General features: G+C 34.5%; 16 protein-coding genes. 5 read left to right on the top strand and 11 right to left on the bottom strand.

The features are described 5' to 3' along the window. Positions 1-4,518 (bottom strand): glutamate synthase large subunit, encoded by a 4,518-nt coding sequence (gltB, locus tag C8P67_RS02245; RefSeq protein WP_115809922.1) that lies wholly within the window; start codon positions 4,516-4,518, stop codon positions 1-3. Between the two features lie 411 nt (positions 4,519-4,929). Here gltB and sucC point away from each other — a divergent pair, with 411 nt between their 5' ends. Continuing rightward, the gene (sucC, locus tag C8P67_RS02240) at positions 4,930-6,123 is read left to right on the top strand and encodes an ADP-forming succinate--CoA ligase subunit beta (RefSeq protein WP_115809920.1); all 1,194 of its coding nucleotides are present in this window, start codon (positions 4,930-4,932) and stop codon (positions 6,121-6,123) included. Positions 6,124-6,206: 83 nt separating this feature from the next. On the opposite strand, the gene C8P67_RS02235 is transcribed toward sucC, so the two are convergent. Then, a complete protein-coding gene (locus C8P67_RS02235) occupies positions 6,207-7,349 on the bottom strand; it encodes a geranylgeranyl reductase family protein (RefSeq protein ID WP_115809918.1) in 1,143 nt (380 codons plus the stop codon). Positions 7,350-7,529: 180 nt separating this feature from the next. Between C8P67_RS02235 and C8P67_RS02230 the strand changes: the two genes are divergently transcribed. Beyond that, positions 7,530-9,089: a protein adenylyltransferase SelO gene (locus C8P67_RS02230; RefSeq protein ID WP_115809916.1), complete on the top strand. Its 1,560-nt coding sequence runs from the start codon at positions 7,530-7,532 to the stop codon at positions 9,087-9,089. A 48-nt stretch (positions 9,090-9,137) separates the two neighbouring features. Here C8P67_RS02230 and C8P67_RS02225 read toward each other — a convergent pair whose 3' ends face one another. After that, positions 9,138-9,632 carry a DUF1456 family protein gene (locus tag C8P67_RS02225; RefSeq protein WP_115809914.1) on the bottom strand — a complete coding sequence of 165 codons (495 nt, stop codon included), beginning with the start codon at positions 9,630-9,632 and terminating at the stop codon, positions 9,138-9,140. Positions 9,633-9,800: 168 nt separating this feature from the next. Here C8P67_RS02225 and C8P67_RS02220 point away from each other — a divergent pair, with 168 nt between their 5' ends. Further along, complete coding sequence (locus C8P67_RS02220) at positions 9,801-11,312, top strand: thioredoxin-like domain-containing protein (protein WP_115809912.1); 1,512 nt, start codon at positions 9,801-9,803, stop codon at positions 11,310-11,312. 30 nt (positions 11,313-11,342) lie between these two features. Here C8P67_RS02220 and C8P67_RS02215 read toward each other — a convergent pair whose 3' ends face one another. Next, on the bottom strand, positions 11,343-12,149 hold the full coding sequence (locus tag C8P67_RS02215) for an alpha/beta hydrolase (RefSeq protein WP_245980359.1): 807 nt from the start codon (positions 12,147-12,149) through the stop codon (positions 11,343-11,345). Positions 12,150-12,205: 56 nt separating this feature from the next. Here C8P67_RS02215 and C8P67_RS02210 point away from each other — a divergent pair, with 56 nt between their 5' ends. Then, the gene (locus C8P67_RS02210) at positions 12,206-12,607 is read left to right on the top strand and encodes a TerB family tellurite resistance protein (RefSeq protein WP_115809910.1); all 402 of its coding nucleotides are present in this window, start codon (positions 12,206-12,208) and stop codon (positions 12,605-12,607) included. A gap of 124 nt (positions 12,608-12,731) precedes the next feature. On the opposite strand, the gene uvrB is transcribed toward C8P67_RS02210, so the two are convergent. From uvrB to C8P67_RS02185, 5 genes are all read right to left on the bottom strand, one after another. Next, the gene (gene uvrB / locus C8P67_RS02205) at positions 12,732-14,723 is read right to left on the bottom strand and encodes an excinuclease ABC subunit UvrB (protein WP_115809908.1); all 1,992 of its coding nucleotides are present in this window, start codon (positions 14,721-14,723) and stop codon (positions 12,732-12,734) included. An 80-nt stretch (positions 14,724-14,803) separates the two neighbouring features. Next, positions 14,804-15,742, bottom strand: coding sequence for an alpha/beta fold hydrolase (locus tag C8P67_RS02200; RefSeq protein ID WP_115809906.1), 939 nt, complete (start codon positions 15,740-15,742; stop codon positions 14,804-14,806). Positions 15,743-15,870: 128 nt separating this feature from the next. Then, positions 15,871-16,836 carry a 23S rRNA (adenine(1618)-N(6))-methyltransferase RlmF gene (gene rlmF, locus C8P67_RS02195; RefSeq protein WP_115809904.1) on the bottom strand — a complete coding sequence of 322 codons (966 nt, stop codon included), beginning with the start codon at positions 16,834-16,836 and terminating at the stop codon, positions 15,871-15,873. Positions 16,837-16,954: 118 nt separating this feature from the next. Continuing rightward, complete coding sequence (locus C8P67_RS02190) at positions 16,955-17,320, bottom strand: DUF2200 domain-containing protein (protein ID WP_115809902.1); 366 nt, start codon at positions 17,318-17,320, stop codon at positions 16,955-16,957. 65 nt (positions 17,321-17,385) lie between these two features. Further along, on the bottom strand, positions 17,386-17,715 hold the full coding sequence (locus C8P67_RS02185) for a DMT family transporter (protein ID WP_115809900.1): 330 nt from the start codon (positions 17,713-17,715) through the stop codon (positions 17,386-17,388). Between the two features lie 273 nt (positions 17,716-17,988). Here C8P67_RS02185 and C8P67_RS02180 point away from each other — a divergent pair, with 273 nt between their 5' ends. Further along, positions 17,989-18,585 (top strand): hypothetical protein, encoded by a 597-nt coding sequence (locus tag C8P67_RS02180; RefSeq protein WP_115809898.1) that lies wholly within the window; start codon positions 17,989-17,991, stop codon positions 18,583-18,585. A gap of 97 nt (positions 18,586-18,682) precedes the next feature. Here the strand turns inward: C8P67_RS02180 and C8P67_RS02175 are convergent, their stop codons facing one another. Continuing rightward, positions 18,683-19,345, bottom strand: a complete 663-nt coding sequence (locus C8P67_RS02175) for a thiamine diphosphokinase (protein ID WP_115809896.1) — start codon at positions 19,343-19,345, stop codon at positions 18,683-18,685. Positions 19,346-19,575: 230 nt separating this feature from the next. Further along, a complete protein-coding gene (locus C8P67_RS02170) occupies positions 19,576-20,412 on the bottom strand; it encodes a DUF4249 family protein (protein ID WP_115809894.1) in 837 nt (278 codons plus the stop codon). Positions 20,413-20,415: the final 3 nt, after the last annotated feature.

Here is a 20,415-nt window from a genome sequence, read left to right as displayed (position 1 = left end):
CTATTGTGCTATTAATTCTTGAATTTGCTTTTCTTCTGCCAATCTTTTCAATGCTTTTTTGTAATCAGTTGGCATAACTTTTGTGAAATTTTTGCTTTCGTTTTCCCAATCAGCTAAAAGGCGTTTTGCCAGTGGGCTGTTGGTATACATCGAATGATTTTTGATTAGGCGTTTTAATGTCGCTAAATCTTCTTCTTCCAATGTCTCTAAGGCAACCATTTCCATATTGCACAATCCATTTTCAAATTTCTTTTTGTCATCGTATACATAGGCAACACCACCGCTCATACCAGCTGCGAAGTTTCTTCCTGTTTTACCCAAGACAACTACAGTTCCCCCAGTCATGTACTCACAACCGTGATCTCCAATTCCTTCCACTACTGCTGTAGCTCCAGAGTTTCTTACTGCAAAACGCTCACCAGCCATACCGTTGATATAGGCTTCTCCAGTGATTGCACCATAAAGAGCAACGTTACCAATGATTATGTTATCTTCTGGTTTGAAAGTAGCAGTCGGCGGTACTTTAATGATTAATTTTCCTCCAGAAAGACCTTTTCCTAAGTAGTCATTACAGTTTCCGTGTATTTTGAATGATAAACCGTTAGTAGCAAATGCTCCAAAACTTTGTCCAGCAGAACCAGTAAAGTCAACAAGAATAGTATCTTCAGGTAATCCTTGTGATCCGTATATTTTTGAAATTTCATTACTTAAGATAGCACCAACAGAACGGTCTGTATTTTTGATATCAAAAGTAACTCTTGTTCTTTCTTTTCTATAAATAGATGGAATTGCAGCTTTAATAATATCAAAATCAAGTACATTTTCTAATGCGTGATCTTGAGTTGTTGTATTATGGTTTGGAACTGTTTTTGCTTTTTCTGGTTTGTAAAGAATGGTAGATAAGTCTAATCCATTTGCTTTGTAATGCTTGATAGCTTTATTAACATTCAGTTTTTGCGATTGTCCAACCATTTCTTTCAATGTTCTGAATCCAAGCTGTGCCATGATTTCTCTTAACTCTTCAGCGATAAAGTACATGAAGTTAATTACGTGCTCTGGTGTTCCTTTGAAGTTTTTTCTCAATTCAGGATCCTGTGTTGCAATACCTACTGGGCAGGTATTCAAGTGACAAGCTCTCATCATGATACATCCAGAAGCTACAAGCGGAGCAGTAGCAAATCCGAATTCTTCAGCACCCAATAAAGCGGCTATAGCAACATCACGTCCTGTTTTCAATTGTCCGTCACATTCTAGAACTACACGGCTTCTTAAGTCGTTCAAGATTAAAGTTTGTTGTGCTTCAGCTAAACCAAGTTCCCATGGAATACCTGTGTGTTGTAACGAAGTTAAAGGTGCAGCACCCGTTCCTCCGTCATAACCTGATATAAGGATAACATCAGCTTTTGCTTTGGCAACACCGGCAGCAATTGTTCCAACACCTACTTCAGCAACTAACTTAACGTTAACTCTTGCTTCACGGTTAGCATTTTTTAAGTCAAATATCAATTGAGATAAATCTTCAATAGAATAAATATCATGATGCGGCGGAGGAGAAATAAGACCTACATAAGGAGTAGAGTTTCTTGTTTCTGCAATCCAAGGCACTACTTTTTCACCAGGTAACTGACCACCTTCTCCAGGTTTTGCACCTTGAGCCATTTTAATCTGAATCTCCTGAGCGTTTGTCAAATAGTTGATAGAAACTCCAAATCTTCCAGAAGCTACTTGTTTGATAGCACTGTTTTTTGAATCTCCATTCATTTCTTTTTGGAAACGTTTTGGGTTTTCTCCACCTTCTCCAGAGTTAGATTTACCTCCAATTCTGTTCATGGCAATCGCTAGATTTTCGTGAGCTTCCTGGCTGATAGATCCATAGGACATAGCACCAGTTTTGAATTTTTTCACGATTTCAGTCCATGGTTCTACTTCGTCAATAGAAATAGGGTCAAGGTTGTTGAATTCGAATAAACCTCTAATAGTCATTAAGTTTTCACTTTGTTCGTTGACCATTTTAGAGTATTCTTTATAACTTTCAGGGCTGTTCAAACGAACGGCTTGCTGTAGTTTTGAAATAGTTGTCGGATTGAACATGTGTTTCTCACCGTTTCTTCTCCATCTGTAAACACCTCCTATTTCTAAAGGCAATAGATTTGCAATTTTAGATTTAGGGAATGCATTTTGGTGTCTTTTCTTAACTTCTCTTTCAATTTCCATTAAACCTATACCTTCAATTCTTGATGGAGTGTATGGGAAATATTTTGAAGAGAATGTTTTGTTAAGACCTAAAATTTCAAAAATCTGGGCAGCTCTGTATGAATGTAAAGTAGAGATACCAATTTTGTTCATGATTTTTACAATTCCTTTTGCAATCGCTTTGTTGAAGTTTGCAATCGCATAATCAGCTTTAACGCCAGTTATGTGTCCTTCATTTACTTGGTTGTGAATAATTTCATTTACCATGTAAGGGTTGATTGCACTTGCGCCATATCCGAATAATAAAGCGAAATGATGCGGTTCACGTGGTTCAGCAGATTCGATTATGATTCCGAAATTTGAACGAACTTTAAGGATGTTCAAAGTATGGTGTATGTAAGAAGTAGCCAATAACATTGGTATTGGAGCTAATTCTTCTGTTACGCCTCTGTCTGAAAGAACAACGATATTACATCCTTCTGAAACTGCTTTGAAAGTTGCCTGAACACATTTTTCCAATGCACGCTCCATACCATTTACACCTTTTTCTATTTTGTATAAAGTAGAAATAGTAACCGATTTGAAATCAGCATGGTCAAGATTTTTTATTTTATCTAAATCCTCATTAGATATTACAGGATTTTGAATTTTGATTTTTTTACAGTGAACATCAGTAATGTCAAAGATGTTGTAATCGCCTCCAATTGCTAAACTTGTATCAGTAATAATTTCTTCACGGATACCATCCAAAGGCGGATTCGTTACCTGAGCAAATAATTCTTTGAAGTAGTTATACAACAATTGTGGCTGATCTGACAATACTGCCAAAGGAGTATCATTACCCATAGAACTCAATGCTTCATTGCCTTGAGCACCCATTGGATTAATCATGGTTTTTAAATCCTCATGAGTATATCCGAACAAACGAAGTCTGGTTTCGAAATCAATTTGTTCTGTTGGGATTTCGTTATTTGTATAAGGAATGTTAGCCAATTGCAATAAATTGCTGTTTAGCCATTCTCTATATGGACGTTTTGTAACTACTGAATGTTTAACTTCTTCGTCTTCGATGATACGGCCTTCATTCATGTCAACAAGGAACATTTTTCCTGGTTCCAGTCTTCCGTGCTGTATTACATCTTCAGGTTTGATATCAAGAACACCAATTTCTGATGACATGATAACGAAACCGCTTTTGGTCAGTGTATAACGAGATGGACGCAATCCATTTCTGTCTAGCAATGCTCCAATAACATTTCCGTCTGTAAATGGAATAGAAGCAGGACCATCCCATGGCTCCATGATACAAGCATTGTATTCGTAGAATGCTTTTTTCTCATCCGACATGGTTTTGTGTTTTTCCCATGCTTCAGGAACAACCATCATCATAACTTCTGGCAACGAACGTCCAGTCATTAATAATAACTCAACAACCATATCCATAGAAGCTGAATCTGATTTTCCTTCTAAGATGATTGGGAATAATTTTTTCAAATCTTCTCCAAAAACATCACTTTTCATTAATTCTTCACGAGCACGCATTCTGCTCACGTTTCCTCTTAATGTGTTGATTTCACCATTGTGACACATATATCTAAAAGGCTGTGCCAAATCCCAAGAAGGGAAAGTGTTTGTAGAGAAACGCTGGTGAACCAATGCTAAACGGGTTACCAAATCGCTGTCTAATAAATCAGTATAGTATCTGCTGATGTCTTCCGGCATCAATAGTCCTTTATATATTATAGTAGTTGTAGAACAGCTTGAAAAGTAAAACATATGACTTTCCGAAGTTCTTGAGTTACGGATTTTATGTTCAGCAATTTTTCTAGCCATGAATAATTTGGCATTGAACTGCTGTTCAGTAATATCTAAACCGTTTTTACCAACAAATACTTGTTTAACGGTTGGTTCTTTTTCTGCTGCAATCTGTCCTAAATTAGAAACATCTACAGGAACATCTCTCCATCCTAAAATTGATAGGTTTTGATCTTTTATGGCAGATTCAAAAGTTTCTTTACAAAAAGCAACTTGGTTAGGGCTTTTTGGCATAAAGGTCATACCTACAGCATATTCTCTGACTTCTGGTATTTCAAAATCACAGACTTTTTTAAAGAAGTCATGCGGGATATCAAATAAAATTCCAGCTCCGTCTCCAGTTCTTCCGTCCGAGCTTACCGCTCCACGATGTTCCAGCTTGATTAGGATGTCTAGAGCCTTATGAATAATGTCATTAGACTTAATTCCGTTCAAATTACATATAAATCCTGCGCCACAGTTGTCGTGCTCAAATTCGGGTAAATAAAGCCCTTGTTCTTTAACTCTCATGCTTGATATTTTTTTTGACAAAATTAAAGATTTCTTAACATATAACGAATGAATCTGGTGGTAAAGGTTCTATTTTTACTATAAAATTAAAAAAGTAATGTATAATTGATAATAATGCTGATTTTTTACTTTTGAATTGACATATCAGCAAAAAATAATTTTGTAATCTTTTGAATGAGTCTGTTTTTGTAATAAATATTGGGTTATACTTTTTAGTGATAATTATTTTAACAAAATAGCTGATTATTTTTAAATTTTAGATATTGTTGCGTTTAAGATGTTATGTTTTAAAATTTTTAATTTCATATAACTTATTATATGCTTAAAAAAAATTTTAATTAAATTAAATTTTTCTATTTTTGTGCCACTTTTATTCTGAAATAGATTCAGAATCCAGACAAATTCTATATTATGAACATACACGAATATCAAGGAAAAGAGATTTTAGCTAGCTATGGAGTTCGCATTCAACGCGGAATCGTAGCTAATAGCCCAGTAGAAGCTGTAGCTGCTGCAAAACAATTAACTACTGAAACTGGAACAAGCTGGTATGTGGTTAAAGCACAAATTCACGCAGGTGGACGTGGAAAAGGCGGTGGAGTTAAACTTGCCAAAGGAATTGACAAAGTAGAAGGAATTGCAGAAGAAATTATCGGAATGCAGTTAATCACTCCGCAGACTTCTGCTGAAGGGAAAAAAGTACACAAAGTTTTAATCGCTGAGGATGTTTACTATCCAGGTGAAAGTGAAACTTCTGAGTTTTATGTTTCTGTTCTTTTAAACAGAGCTACAGGACGCAACATGATTATGTATTCTACCGAAGGAGGTATGGATATCGAAGAAGTTGCTGAGCATACTCCTCACTTAATTTTTACTGAAGAGATTGATCCATCTGTTGGATTGCAAGGTTTTCAGGCAAGAAGAATTGCCTTTAATTTAGGTCTTTCTGGAAATGCTTTCAAGGAAATGGTGAAATTCATTGATTCATTATACAATGCTTACATTGGTTCTGATGCTTCTATGTTTGAAATCAATCCAGTTTTGAAAACATCTGATGATAAAATCTTGGCAGTTGATGCTAAAGTAAATATCGATGACAACGCTTTATACAGACAAAAGAAATATGCTGATATGCGTGACATCCGTGAGGAAAATCCAATCGAGGTTGAAGCAAAAGAAGTAGGATTGAACTATGTAGATCTTGACGGAACTGTAGGATGTATGGTAAACGGTGCTGGTCTTGCAATGGCAACTATGGATTTAATTAAGTATGCTGGTTTTGAGCCTGCAAACTTCCTTGACGTAGGTGGAACTGCTGATGCAAAACGTGTTGAAACTGCTTTCCGTATTATCTTGAAAGATCAAAACGTAAAAGCAATTTTGATTAACATTTTTGGAGGAATCGTTCGTTGTGACCGTGTTGCTCAAGGTGTTGTTGATGCTTACAAAAACATGGGAGACGCTATTAAAGTGCCAATCATTGTTCGTCTGCAAGGTACAAATGCTGAAATTGCAAAAGAATTAATCGATAATTCTGGAATGCCAATTTTATCTGCAGTACAATTTCAAGAAGCTGCTGATCAAGTACAGGCTGCGCTTTCTTAATTAGAATAAAAAGTTTATATATAAAAAAATCCTGAGTGAAAGCTCAGGATTTTTTTATGGATGAAGTTGGTGGTACAGTTTTTTTAAAAAATAGCCTCTTTTATTTTTTTGCTAATGCGTTTCAAATAGTCATCTGGGTATGATCTTTCTCCCATAAACAGATCAGTCATTGCTTCAGCAGCATATTGTCCATATTTTTTTAAAATAATATTTCTAAAGGTTTTTTTATTATAAAAATGATGTGCCAGTACTCCAGCTTTTTGAACTTCTGGTAAAATAGTCGTTTCTAATTTCTCAATGTATAAAGAAGAAGCTTTTTCGTAATCTAAGTTACTTTCTATTATGGACTGAGCAGCTAGTACACCGCTTAAAATGGAATTAGAAATACCTTCTGCGACTAATGGATCGGCAAGACCCGCTGAATCTCCAGTTAAGAATACATTTTTTTGTACAAAAGTATCTGTTCTAGGTGCTACAGGAATAACAAAACCATGCCCTTCTTCTTTAAGAATTTCGGTAATACCTAATATTTTTAAATACTCGGCATAATATTCTTTAAGATTGATTTTTTTATTGGTTTTCACAACAACAGCAACCCCAATTGAAAGATGATTTTTTTTAGGAAAACACCATGCGTAACCATAAGGAATAGCATCAATATCAAAACGTGCATCATTTGACAATCGTTCAAAATCTGCAGCCGGAACTTCAATTTCATATTCTAATGCAGGAATAAGGGTTCTTGTTTCTTTCCAGCCTGCTATTTTTGCTATTGGGCTCAAAGCACCATCGGCGGCTATAATAAATTTTGCAGCAATATCTCCTTCAGTTGTGTGAATTGTTTGGATGTCTCCAAAAGTAATGTCTACTACTTTATGATTCTGCAATAAAGTTACTCCGTTACTTTTTGCTTTTTCAACTATTAAATTATCAAAAGCATCGCGCATCACCATGCTTACGATTGGTTTTTCTCTTCGGGTTGTTATGCAGGGATGTTTTTTGGAAAAATAAGTGTCAATTGCATAGAATTCTTTTTCAACTACTGATGATATATCAAATGGCATCATTTTTAGACCTCTAAAAACAAGGCCTCCGCCACAAGTTTTATATCTTGGTAATATTTCTTTTTCTATAATTACTGTTGAAATTCCTGATTTAGATAATTCAAAAGCTGCCGAAGCACCTGCGGGACCACTGCCAATAATAGCTACATCAAATGATTTCATGTGTTTTTTAGCAAAACTAAATTAATATTTCGGAATCTTCAAAATTATCTGCTGCTTACGTTTTATAAATGTCATTTTGCTTTATAAGGATATTGAAGTGGCTTATAAAATAAAGTTATTGCAAGGTTTCAATTATGTGTGAGATATGGAATAACTTTACGTAATATAAATTTAGGAAAAATGAAACTTCATATTCAAAATAATTTTACAGCCGAAATGCCTGCCGATCCAAGTGAAATCAATATTCCAAGACAGGTAGAAAAAGCATTCTTTTCGTATGTTGAGCCAAAGAAACCTTCAAATCCTTCTTTGATTCATGCATCAGAAGACGTGGCTGATTTGTTGGGAATGTCTCATGAAGATATTTTATCAGAAGATTTTTTGAATATTTTTTCGGGAAATAGTCTTTATCCAGAAACTAGGCCATATGCTTTGGCTTATGCAGGGCATCAGTTTGGTAATTGGGCAGGGCAACTGGGAGACGGACGTGCTATTAATTTAACGGAAATAATTCACAATAATAAATCGTATACATTGCAGTTAAAAGGAGCAGGGCCAACGCCATATTCCCGAACAGCAGATGGTTTTGCTGTACTTCGTTCTTCCATTCGTGAATATTTATGTGCCGAAGCCATGCATTATTTGGGTGTTCCTACAACGCGCTCACTTTCGCTGGTACTCTCGGGAGATCAGGTTTTACGTGATATTCTCTATAACGGAAATCCGGCTTACGAAAAAGGAGCTGTTGTCTGCAGGGTGGCGCCTTCGTTTATCCGTTTTGGAAGTTTTGAATTGTTTGCTTCCAGAAATGACCGTGTTAATCTCAAATTATTAGCTGATTTTACTATTAAATATCATTTTCCAGATATTAAAAGTGAAGGAGCCGAAAAATATCTTGCTTTCTTTAAAGAGGTAACACAAACTACCCTGAAAATGATTGTGCATTGGCAGCGGGTAGGTTTTGTTCATGGTGTTATGAATACTGATAATATGTCGATTCACGGATTAACTATAGATTATGGTCCTTATGGCTGGCTGGAAGATTACGACCCTAATTGGACTCCAAATACAACCGACAGACAAAATAAAAGATACCGCTTCGGGAATCAGCCTAATGTCGCTTTGTGGAATTTATATCAATTGGCAAATGCTTTGTTTCCTATAATAAATGATGCCAAACCACTTGAGGAAATTTTAAAAGCTTTTAGCAGTGATTATGAAGCGGAGTATTTGAATATGATGCGTAATAAACTCGGGTTTAAAATAAGTAAGGATCAAGATACTGCTCTAATTGAAAGCCTGACTGAACTGCTTCAATTAGCAGAAACAGACATGACTATTTTCTTTAGAAATTTGGGTACTATTTTAAAAACAGACTCGGATGAAATTGCTTTCGAAAAAATTAAAGAAGCTTTTTATAAAAATCTTGAAGAATCGGTTTTGGATAATTGGAAAACTTGGCTTCGACATTATAGCAGCCGAATCAGTGAAGAAACGCTGACAGATGATGAAAGAAAAGAGCAGATGAATTCAGTGAATCCTAAATACGTATTACGAAATTACATGGCTCAATTATGTATTGATGATGCCGATAAAGGTGATTATTCTTTACTGAATGAATTGTTTGAGTTACTGAAAAAACCTTATGATGAACAGCACGACAGCCAAAAATGGTTTGCAAAAAGACCAGATTGGGCTAGAGATAAAGTAGGCTGTTCCATGTTGAGCTGCAGTTCTTAATTAGCTCTTGGCTCAAAATTACTGTAAAACAAAAAATCCTAAGAAAACTTAGGATTTTTTGTTCTTACCAAAATTGTATTTCACTTTTTCTACAACAGATGGTTTGCCGTTGCCTTTTGGGAATTGCTTTTTTGCAGGTTTTTTAGCTGTAGAACTTGATTTTCCTGGAGCTTGATCTGCTCTGTCTTTTTCAGGGTCTTTGGCTTTTGGCTTAAATTGTTTCACCTGTTCGCTATTGCTCGAGCCAGGTCTTTTGGAATCACTATTTTTTGCTGGAATTTGTGCTTTATGTTTGGCAATAACGTCATTCGGATTTTTCGGGTTTTCTTTTGTTCCTCTCAAATGAATTACTAATCCGTTTAGGAAATTACGCAATACCTGATCACCGCATTCCATATAATTTTCGTGTTTTTCATCACGGAAAAAAGCTCCTAATTCAGATTTTGAAATTCTGAAATCTACCAATTCCAAAATTTCTACTATTTGATCATCACGGAGCATCAATGCTACCCGAAGTTTTTTGAATATATCGTTATTTGTCATTTTTGTATGTTTAAAGTGCAAAGATAAGCATTTACAAAATGAATTTCTTTTTATTATTTTCTGCTGTCAAAAACACTTTGCTAATTATTTGAAATTAGATTATTTTTGGGGTTAATAAAAGATTTGTCCGCTAATAAAAAGATAAAGAGTCTTAAAGATTGTTTAAGTATGAAGAAAATTACACTAAGTTTCGTTCTCTTTTTTTGTTTGATATTTGTACAGGCTCAGTCTGGCCATGAAATTAAAATTAATTTAAAGAATTGTAAAGACACCGTTGCATACTTAGCCTTTTATCAATTTGATAAACTGTATATTGCTGATACCTGCAAAAAAGTGGTCAACGGAAATATTGTTTTCAAGGGAAAGAAAAATTTAGATAAGGGAGTTTACTTTTTATTCAGTCAGGAGAAAGGAAATTATTTTGATTTCATAATAGATGAGCAATCACAAAAACAGCAGATCACTTCTGATAAATCTAATTTGATCGAAAATCTGAAATCCATTAATTCCAGACAAAATGAAAATTTCTTCAATTATATTCGTTTTGTAACGGCAAAAAATAAAGAATTCGACAGTTTTAAAAAAGCATTAAAAGAACAGAAAAAAACAGATTCTACTGCGATTATAACTAAGGAATTCAAAGTCTTGAATGAGGCTATTTTAGAAACGGATTTGAATGTAATTGCGCAAAACAAAGGAAATTATCTTTCGGAAATGATCAATTTAAAATCGGAGAAAACTGCAAAGAATATCCCTAAAGCTTCCAATGGCAGACCTGACAGTATTTATTCTTATAACTATTATAAAAAACATTTTTGGGATGGAGTTAATTTCGAAGATGATGCGATGCTGAAAAATCCATTTTTTGCAAATAAAATAAAACAATATTTTAATAATGTTGTTGTTCAGAATCCTGATTCAATTTGCGTTGAGATCGATCGAATGATGCTCAAAACTAAGCAAGGGACTAAAATGAATATGCTTTTATTAGCTTATTTTACTTCGACTTATGAGATTCCAAAAATAATGGGAATGGACAAAGTCTTTGTTTACATGGTGGACAATTATTTTAAAACTGGCAAAGCCAAAGGTGTTTATGATGATAGTGTTATCAAAATTATTATAAACAGGGGAGATGTGCTAACACCGTTGCAGCTTGGGAAAACAGCTCCAGAGCTCTACATGATAGATATTCCTGGTCATGATAAAATTGCGAAAATGGGTTTTGATACAGCTAAAACAAGCGAAGAAATTACCAGAATCTATTATGCTAACCAGCCTGAAATCGAAAAAACTTATCTTACTTTATCAAGTGTCAAAGCTGATTATTTAATTCTGATTTTTTGGGATGTTGACTGCGGACACTGCCAAAAAGAGATTCCTAAAATCTTAGAACTGTACCACGAGATGTTAAAAGAAAAGAAAGATGTAAAAGTTTTTGGAGTTTACACCCAAAATGAATTCGATAAATACAAAAAATACATCATTGACAATAAAATCGATTGGATTAATGTTTATGATGGTGTTCATATCAATAACCTTAAGGATAAATATGATGTTGTAACGACGCCCGTAATTTATATTCTTGATAAAAATAAAGTTATTAAAGCCAAAGGAATTGGTTCTGAAGCGATAAAAAGTATCATTACTCAAATGGAAAAAGAAAATTCCAAAAAATAATTTTTTTTGCTTAAATGGAATAATATCTGCTTAATATCCTAACCAGATAATTGCATCGTCAAAACCATCTCTCCATAATTTTTCGTTATGGTGACCACCTTTTACGATTACTTTTTTGTTGAGATGCAGGCAATAGCAGCGGTTGGTGTTTAGTAAAATTTCCATTTGATTTAGATCGTTTACCATATCATCATCGTCTCCTTCAGAATCTCCGCAGAGAAAATAAATTTTGGCCTTAAGTTTTTTACTGTTTGCCATGTAATCATTTATGTCTTTTCGGTTAATCCAAAAAGCGGGAGAAAAAACACCTGCTTTCCCGAAGACATCGGGATATTTTATAGCAGCATAAAAAGAAACCAAACCTCCCAGTGAACTTCCCATTATTGTTGTGTTTTTGGCGTTAGGTTTCGTTCTGTATTTTTTGTCGATTTCAGGTTTTAATGTATTTACGATAAATTCAAGATATTTATCAGCATTTCCGCCTCCGTATTTTTCATTTTTATAGGGGGTTAGTTCTTCCAGCCGTTTTTCGCCGCCGTTTTCAATTCCTACGACAATTACCTGCGCTTTCAAACTGTCCAGTTTTTCGTCGACATTCCATTCTCCTGCAAATGAAGTTTTGGCGTCAAATAGATTTTGAGCGTCATGCATGTAAATAACCGGATACTTTTTAGTTGATGTTTCGTAATCTTTTGGCAGGTACAGCCAAATTTTCCGGCTTGTTTTCAGCTGAGGAACTTCCATTGTAAAGGTTGAAACCTGTTTAGAAGCAGTACTTTCCTGAGCAGCTGCTATTCCAAAAAATAATAAAAACGGAATTAGGATAAATATTTTCAAGGCTAATTATTTTAGATTTAGAAAAAATCAATATTTTAGCTAAAAATACAAATTTGATGAATACCCAAGAAGAAAAAATAAAATTACTGTCGGAGATGATTGCGTTTTCGGTAGTCGATGGCAGATTGCATGAAAGAGAGTATCAATTTGTTTGGATAGTTGCTCAAGAGTTGGGTATTAGCAAAAGCGAATTTAATGAATTGTTTCGCAGAGAATTGCCTGTTGGTGTTATCAAATCTGAGTTTGAGAGGATTCAGCAATTTTATCGTTTAGCATTACTGATGCATTGTGATGGTGTTTTGCATCCAAAAGAGGAAGAAGCCATTCGTCAGATAGCCATTAATATGGGATTGAATCCAAGTGCTACAAATCGCATTCTGAAGTTAATGACAGCATCTCCAAATGTTATGATTCCACCAGAAGTGTTATTGGGTCTTTTTCAGGAACAGTATAATTGATTTCAATACTTTATCGTTTTTTTAAAATATATTTTACCATTAAGATATTAAGAAAATTAAGTTTTTAGAGACTTAATGATGCTTAATATCTTAATGGTTTTAATCTTTTTGTCGTTAAAATTTTTTAATTGATTTTATCCTGCAAAGCCTTAATCTCATCACGAAGTTTTGCTGCCTGCATAAAATCTAAATCTTTTGCGGCTTTTTCCATTGCTTTTCGCTTTTCGCGGATGAGTTTTTCCAAATCAGGTTTGGACATATAGGCTGTTTCAGGTTCGGCAGCAATATTCATAGTGTGTCCCAGTTCGTATTCGACCAATTTGTTGTTGGTAAAAGCACTTTCAATTTTTTTGTTCAATGCCTGCGGAACAATATTGTTTTCTGTATTGAAATTGATTTGTTTAGTTCTTCTGTAACTGGTTTCATCAATGGTTTTCTGCATACTGGCTGTAATTTTATCAGCATACATAATTGCTTTTCCATTTAAGTTTCTAGCGGCGCGTCCAATTGTCTGCGTCAGCGAACGATGGCTTCTCAAAAATCCTTCTTTATCTGCATCTAGAATCGCAACTAGGGAAACTTCTGGTAAATCTAAACCTTCTCTTAATAAGTTTACACCTATCAAAACATCAAAGATTCCTTTTCGTAAATCCTGCATGATCTCAATACGTTCAAGTGTGTCAACATCAGAGTGAATGTAACGGCAGCGAATACTTACTTTAGTTAAATATTTGGCTAACTCTTCGGCCATCCTTTTGGTCAAAGTAGTTACCAAAACACGTTCGTCCAATTCACATCGCTGCTGAATTTCCTCAATCAAATCATCAATTTGGTTCAGACTCGGACGAATTTCAATAATTGGATCCAATAATCCAGTTGGGCGGATTACTTGTTCTACATACACACCATCTGATTTTTGCAGTTCATAATCGGCTGGAGTTGCGGAGACATAAATAACCTGATTCTGCATTGCTTCAAATTCCTCAAATTTCAAAGGTCGGTTGTCCATAGCTGCTGGTAAACGAAAACCATATTCAACCAAATTTTCCTTACGGCTGCGGTCACCTCCGTACATAGCGTGAACTTGTGAAACGGTTACATGGCTTTCGTCAACAACCATTAAATAATCTTTTGGAAAATAGTCTAATAAGCAAAAGGGACGCGTTCCGGCTTGTCTGCCATCAAGGTAGCGGGAATAATTCTCGATTCCTGAGCAATAGCCCAATTCCCGAATCATTTCTAAATCAAAATTAGTCCGTTCTTCGAGTCGTTTAGCTTCAAGATGTTTGCCTATTTCTTTGAAATAGTCAACTTGTTTAACTAAATCCTGCTGGATTTCCCAAATTGCACCTTGCAGTACATCTGGAGAAGTCACAAACATATTGGCTGGGTAAATGGTCAATTTTTCGTATCTCTCAATAACTTTTGAGGTTTTTACATCAAAGCTTTCTATTTCTTCGATTTCATCTCCAAAAAAATGAATTCGGAAACCATCATCAGCATAACTTGGATAAACTTCAACAGTATCACCTTTTATGCGGAAATTTCCAGGAGTAAAATCGGCTTCAGTTCTGGAGTATAAACTCTGCACTAAACTGCGAAGCAGTTTGGTTCTAGAAATAATCTGATCGCGCTCAATCGCAATTACATTTTTTTGAAATTCCACCGGATTTCCAATACCATACAGACAGGAAACTGATGCGACAACCAAAATATCGCGCCTGCCTGAAAGCAGGGAAGAGGTAGTGCTCAAACGCATTTTTTCAAGCTCTTCATTGATGGATAAATCCTTTTCGATGAAAACGCCTGTGACTGGCATAAAAGCTTCCGGCTGGTAATAATCGTAGTAGGATACAAAATATTCCACTGCATTATTAGGGAAAAATTGCTTGAATTCGGAGTATAATTGTGCTGCTAATGTTTTATTGTGTGCCAAGACTAAAGTTGGTTTCTGAACTTCCTGAATTACATTAGCTACAGTAAAAGTTTTTCCTGAACCTGTAACTCCCAAAAGAGTTTGAAATTGTTCACCTGCCTCAATACCTTGAGTTAATTTTTCAATAGCTTGTGGCTGGTCGCCTTTAGGTTGATAATCTGATATAACTTGGAAATTCATTTGCTTTTTTCAAGGTTTGAACTGTAAAGTTACAAAGTTTGATGCTTAACAACGATGTATAATAAGATTAAAAATACCCATCATTCCAAAAATGAAATCATATCCTGATTTATTTCTTTGGTCTGGTCAATACTTAAAAAATGCCCAGCATCTTTTACGATTTTGGTTTTGCTTTTTACTAAAAATTCTTGCGCTCTTTCAATACTTTTTTCAGAATTGATTACATCATGATCACCAATTAAAATAAAAACTGGGTTAGTAATTGATTTTAAATCTTCATCTGAAAAAGGGAGCATTTTGAGCATACTCGTATTTGATTTAGCATATTTATTAGCTAAATAAAATTGTCTTTTATATACGGAATTAATTTTTTCGGGATGTGTTGAAAATGTTTTTAATGTTTTTCCAAATTTTTTCTCACTTGGAAAAAGTTTTAAAAATAAGGCAGCGCTTGTTTTTCCCACTTTGTCAATAAATTCGAATGTTTGTGCTGGGCTTAATAAAACTATTTTGTTGATTGAATTATTTTTTTGTGTAGCCAATAAAGTTGCAATCCATCCACCACGTGAAGCGGCAACAATATCAAAATCTTTTAATTTATAGTGATTAAAAATTTCATTGTACCAAATTACGATTTCTTCTTTCGAAAGAGAATTTGATGTTAAAGTTGATTTATTAGGCTCCATCAAAAAATCGATTGCATATACTTGATGTTCTTTTGTAAGAGCTTTAATGTTTGGGTACCACATTGTTGAACTGGCATCCATACCATGAAGTAAAACTAATTTTTTTCCATTTTTAGGGCCAGCTATAACAATATGAGCTGTTCCATAGTTAGTTTTTATATTTTCTTCGACATATGGAACATTCCAAAGTTTTAAAGCATTGTTGTAAGAATCTATATAAGCGTTTTTTTCTTTTTTTGTTTGAAAAACATAATCATCAAATTTTTCTTTTTTGGATGTGGCACAACCAAAAATCATTAATAATGCTAGGGACTGCAAAAGTAATTTTGGCATAGTAAGTAAAATTATAATTTACTTTAAAGATACTTTTTAATGTGATTTTAAAGTTTCATAATTTTAATTTAAAATTATATGATTACATTTTTTAGGGCTTATTGTTACTATAGTAAAAATGTTTGTAACTAAAACCTATTTTCTTCAAAGTTCCATGTATGTTGCTGTTCTTCACTTAAAAACGACCACGCAACAAAGCGGCTCGTTTTTTGGCCTTGAGCCATATCAATTGTTTTTATAGCTGCGGGGTGTACTTTGGCTAATGTTTTATAAATACTTTTCAGATTATCACTTTTAGATACCAAAGTGGTAAACCATAGACACTGCATCGGATATTTCGCACTCTCATAAATCATTTGTTTGATAAATGCCAATTCGCCACCATCGCACCATAATTCGGCATTTTGCCCTCCAAAGTTCAATACTGGTTTGTCTGTTTTAGGTTTGCCTGGATTTAAATTATTGACTTTCCGAGCAGCGTTTTTTTGTGCTTCTTCGGCAGAATTATGAAAAGGCGGATTGCAGAGTACGAATGTAAATCGATCCTCAGGTGTAATAATATTTTTGAAAATAAATCGGGACTCGGTTTGCTGCTGTAAACTGATGACATCAATTAATTTTGGATTGGCTTCGATAATTGTACTGCAGTTTTCAATTGCTTTCAAGTCAATATCAGTGCCTACAAAACTCCAGCCGTATGTTGTATTACCTATAATTGGATAAATGCAATTAGAGCCTACACCAATGTCAAGTCCCATTACATTTTCACCTTCAGGGATTTTTCCTTTATTGGATAAAGCCAGCAAATCGGCAATGTAATGGATATAGTCGGCTCGTCCAGGTATTGGCGGACAAAGATAATTTTTAGGAATATCCCAGTTCTGAATACCGTAATCCGTTTGAAGCAAGGTTTGGTTAAGGAGTTTTACAGCTTGAGGATCACTAAAATCAATTGTTTTAATGTCGTGCTGGTTAACAAAAACAAATTTTCCTAATTCGGGATTATTTTGTGTTAATAGTTCAAAATTATATCCAAACCGATGAAGATTTCTTGGATGTAAATTTGTCTTTTCGGTATTTTTTATTGATTTCATTTTCTAAATTTCGATGCAAAGATAGTCAAACCAATTTTGTTATCGGTATGACAGTCGTTTACAGTTGTTCTGTAATGAAATCGGTAAAGATAATTAATTGGAACGATGGCTCAAAAGCCTACTGATTGCGAAGAATTTTCTCCATCTTCCTGCCTTTTGCCAGTTCATCTACCAGTTTATCCAGATATCGAACCTGCTGTGTGAGCTTATTTTCGATTTCTTCTATACGATAGCCACATATAACCCCTGTAATGAGGTGAGCATTGGGGTTTATAGAAGCCTGCCCAAAGAACGTTTCAAAAGTTGCTTTTTCAGTTATGAGTTCCTGCTGTTTTTGATTGTTAAAACCTGTTAACCATTCTATAACCTGATTCAATTCTTCTTTTGATCTGCCTTTCTTTTCCACTTTTGCAAGGTATAAGGGATAGACAGAAGAAAAAGTCATTTTTGCGATGCGCTGATTGTGAGTGTCTAAATTATTCATAGCTTTTATTATTTTGCAAGTAACAAAATGACTTATAAAGTCTGTTTAAAGCAGTGATTATATGATTAATGAGCAGCAACTGCTTTTAGTCCAATAATAGATGCTATTAATGTAATTATAAAAAATACTCGCCAGAATGTTGCCGGTTCTTTAAAAATAAAAATGCCTACCAATACTGTTCCAACTGCTCCTATGCCTGTCCAGACTGCATAAGCCGTACCGATTGGTAAAGTCTGCGTTGCTTTGACTAAAAGAATCATACTTATACTGAGCGCGGCAAGAAAACCTCCATACCATAAAAACATTTCATTTCCTGCTGCATTTTTTGCTTTTCCAAGGCAGAAAGCAAAAGCTACTTCAAATAATCCAGCTATGATTAAAATTATCCAATTCATTTTTTTGTTTTTTTTTACAAAGGTTGTAAAAAGAATTGAGGTGGGATTTTATAAATGATAAAAAATTATCTCAATTTTTTCTGCAGAAATAAAACTTAAATCAAGACAGCTATAATAAACTGCTGTCGGAATGTTTCTTGATTTTAATCTAATTACGGGTTGTTATTAAATAGTGTTTTTAAAAATTGCTGTGCTGTAAAGGCAATAAAGGTTCTAATTGAATGTTATATAATTAGGTTTTAATGTGTTTAATTTTTTTAATATTTTGATGATATGAAGACAATGCTGTTTTTGATTTTAGTAGGAAGTTTTTCTTTTCAAGGATATGCTCAAAGCGAGTTTAGTACTAAATCTAAAGCCGTTCCAGATAAAAAGATGGAAATTAAAAAGATAAATCCTCCGAAAGAAATTGAGCCCAAAGTTACACCGCCAGCTGTTGTGAAACAGCCCGATCCATTTGAAATTAATCCGGAAGAGCTTTTTAAAGATAGAAACCTGTATAAAGAACCGAAGGATTCAGTAGGTATTTTTTATAGAAGAAATCAATATTTAGGGAGTTTTAAAACGAAAACAATTACCTCTAGTATTCGTTTTAGAGATGCTGCCTTTGTAGATGGCGACAAAATAAAAATATATTTGAATGACAAAGTGGTTCAACCTGAAGTTCGTCTGGATGGAACATTTAAAGAACTCAAAATAGATTTAGTGCCTGGAATTAATAAAATTGATTTTGAAGCTTTGAACGAGGGTTCAGCTTCGCCGAATACTGCTCAATTTGAGGTTTATGATGATAAAGGAACTGCTATTACGAATCAGCCGTGGAATGTGGGTACTGGATATAAGGCTACAATAGTATTAGTTCGAGAGTAAAAACTGTATTGTTTTTAAAATAGTAAAACCTCGCTTTAAATTTATAAAGCGAGGTTTTTTTTGAAATTTTCTGAAGCTATAATTTTATCTGAAATTATCAGTCTATACATTCCATAAGCAGTAGATCGCCGTCTGTATGTGTTAGTGTTACCAATCCGTCTTGGGAAACTTCATTGCTGCTTCCTGTTCTGTATCCTATGGTAAGTGTGTCGTTTTCTAAAGGATATACTAAATTTTCAGAATGGATTCCGTTTACAACTCCAATGGGAATTAATGAAATTGGCGTTCCAGCGGTGTACCATTTTTCAAATTTATTCGGCAGCAGAAATATTTTGGAATGATCGTCGAGGATAACAATTTTAATCAGATTTCTATAACGAACAATATTCGTAAGGTTTGTTATGGTATGATCTGCACGTTTTCCGGTTGCCCATACTACATTTACGGCTGGAATTTTTCTTTCAATAAGATATTCAAAGGCTTTCTCTAAATCGGTTTTGTTTTGATCCGGAGTATGCACAATTTCTATTGGATATTGGGTGGTTTTGTATACTTCGGGATCAAATCCATGGTCGAAATCACCCAATAACACATCGACTTTAATACCTAACTCCAGCACTCTTTCCATCGCTGAATCGAGTACAATAACCAGTGGTGACCATTCGAGTAATTGTCCTAGTAATTCGGGATGGCAGGAAGCTCCATTAGCAATAATTAAAGCTGGTTCCTGGTCGTCGCGAACAATGTGGTGTGAAGACATAAATTAATTATGAATTATGAATTATGAATTATGAATTATGAATTATGAATTATGAATTTCATCAATTAGTTATCAAAGATAGTATTTCTGGTACAGTAATTCATAATTGAGAATTCGTAATTTTTTAACCCAGATTGCTTCGCCAGTTCGCTTTGCTCGGGTGTAATGCAAAATCCTCGTTTAAAAATAGTTTTTTTAAACGAGGACTTGTTAATGGATAGCTGGATCAACTACTGGATGGTATAACTATCAGAATCTATTTCGGAAAGATGAAAAAATCCTAAAGGATAATTATCTGAATTGGTTTGATTGAAAATGTTTCCTCTCAAGGTTGCTGGCGGTGTAGCAAAAGGATTTCCTCCATCACTTCCTGCAATGTTAAGCAGCTTGTTCATATAATTACTGTATTGTTCTGTGATTCCCTGTATGCTGAATTGAATTACATCTCCTTTTTCTAGTTCGTCATCACGATATAATGCAAACATTGAATTGCCTTGAAAAAATTCGTCGGAAAGAACTCCATATTCAGGATATACAATATTGGCATTTTTAGCACCTACCAGATAAAAGTTGTCTTCAGCTCCATTATCCTGCCAATAAAATTTTATTTCATAGGAATCTTTGCCGTCAATACCTGGTTTTACGCTTTGTTCCGTTGATGCTATTACTGGAGTAGGCATTAACTTTGATGATGAGCTATAGGTTTGTCCTTTGTATGTTATAGTAAGTGAATATTGATTGTTAATTATTGGAATGAAATTGCTGCATACGTATTCTCCCGTTTGTCCATTTTCAATAAATTGGAAAGGTATGGGAGTACTAGGAGTTGTATTTGTTACAACAATAGTGGCACCCGTTGCAACAGGAATGGTGTTGGAATAAAAATCGGTAGTGGTGGTTAAAACAATTTTTTGAACTTCTCCTGTAGTTCCTTTTTCCCATTTAATAGATGCGTCGATTACTAATTTTGGAGGTGCTGTGTCTAAATCGACATCGACTACCTCTTCGCAGCTTGTGATACCTAATGAGACAATTAGTAATAATATATAGTATTTAATGCTTTTCATTTT

This window comes from Flavobacterium aquicola (assembly GCF_003385115.1).
Classification (GTDB): domain Bacteria; phylum Bacteroidota; class Bacteroidia; order Flavobacteriales; family Flavobacteriaceae; genus Flavobacterium; species Flavobacterium aquicola.
The sequence above is the reverse complement of the archived record's forward strand: the minus strand, read 5'-3'. Positions and strand labels throughout refer to the sequence as shown.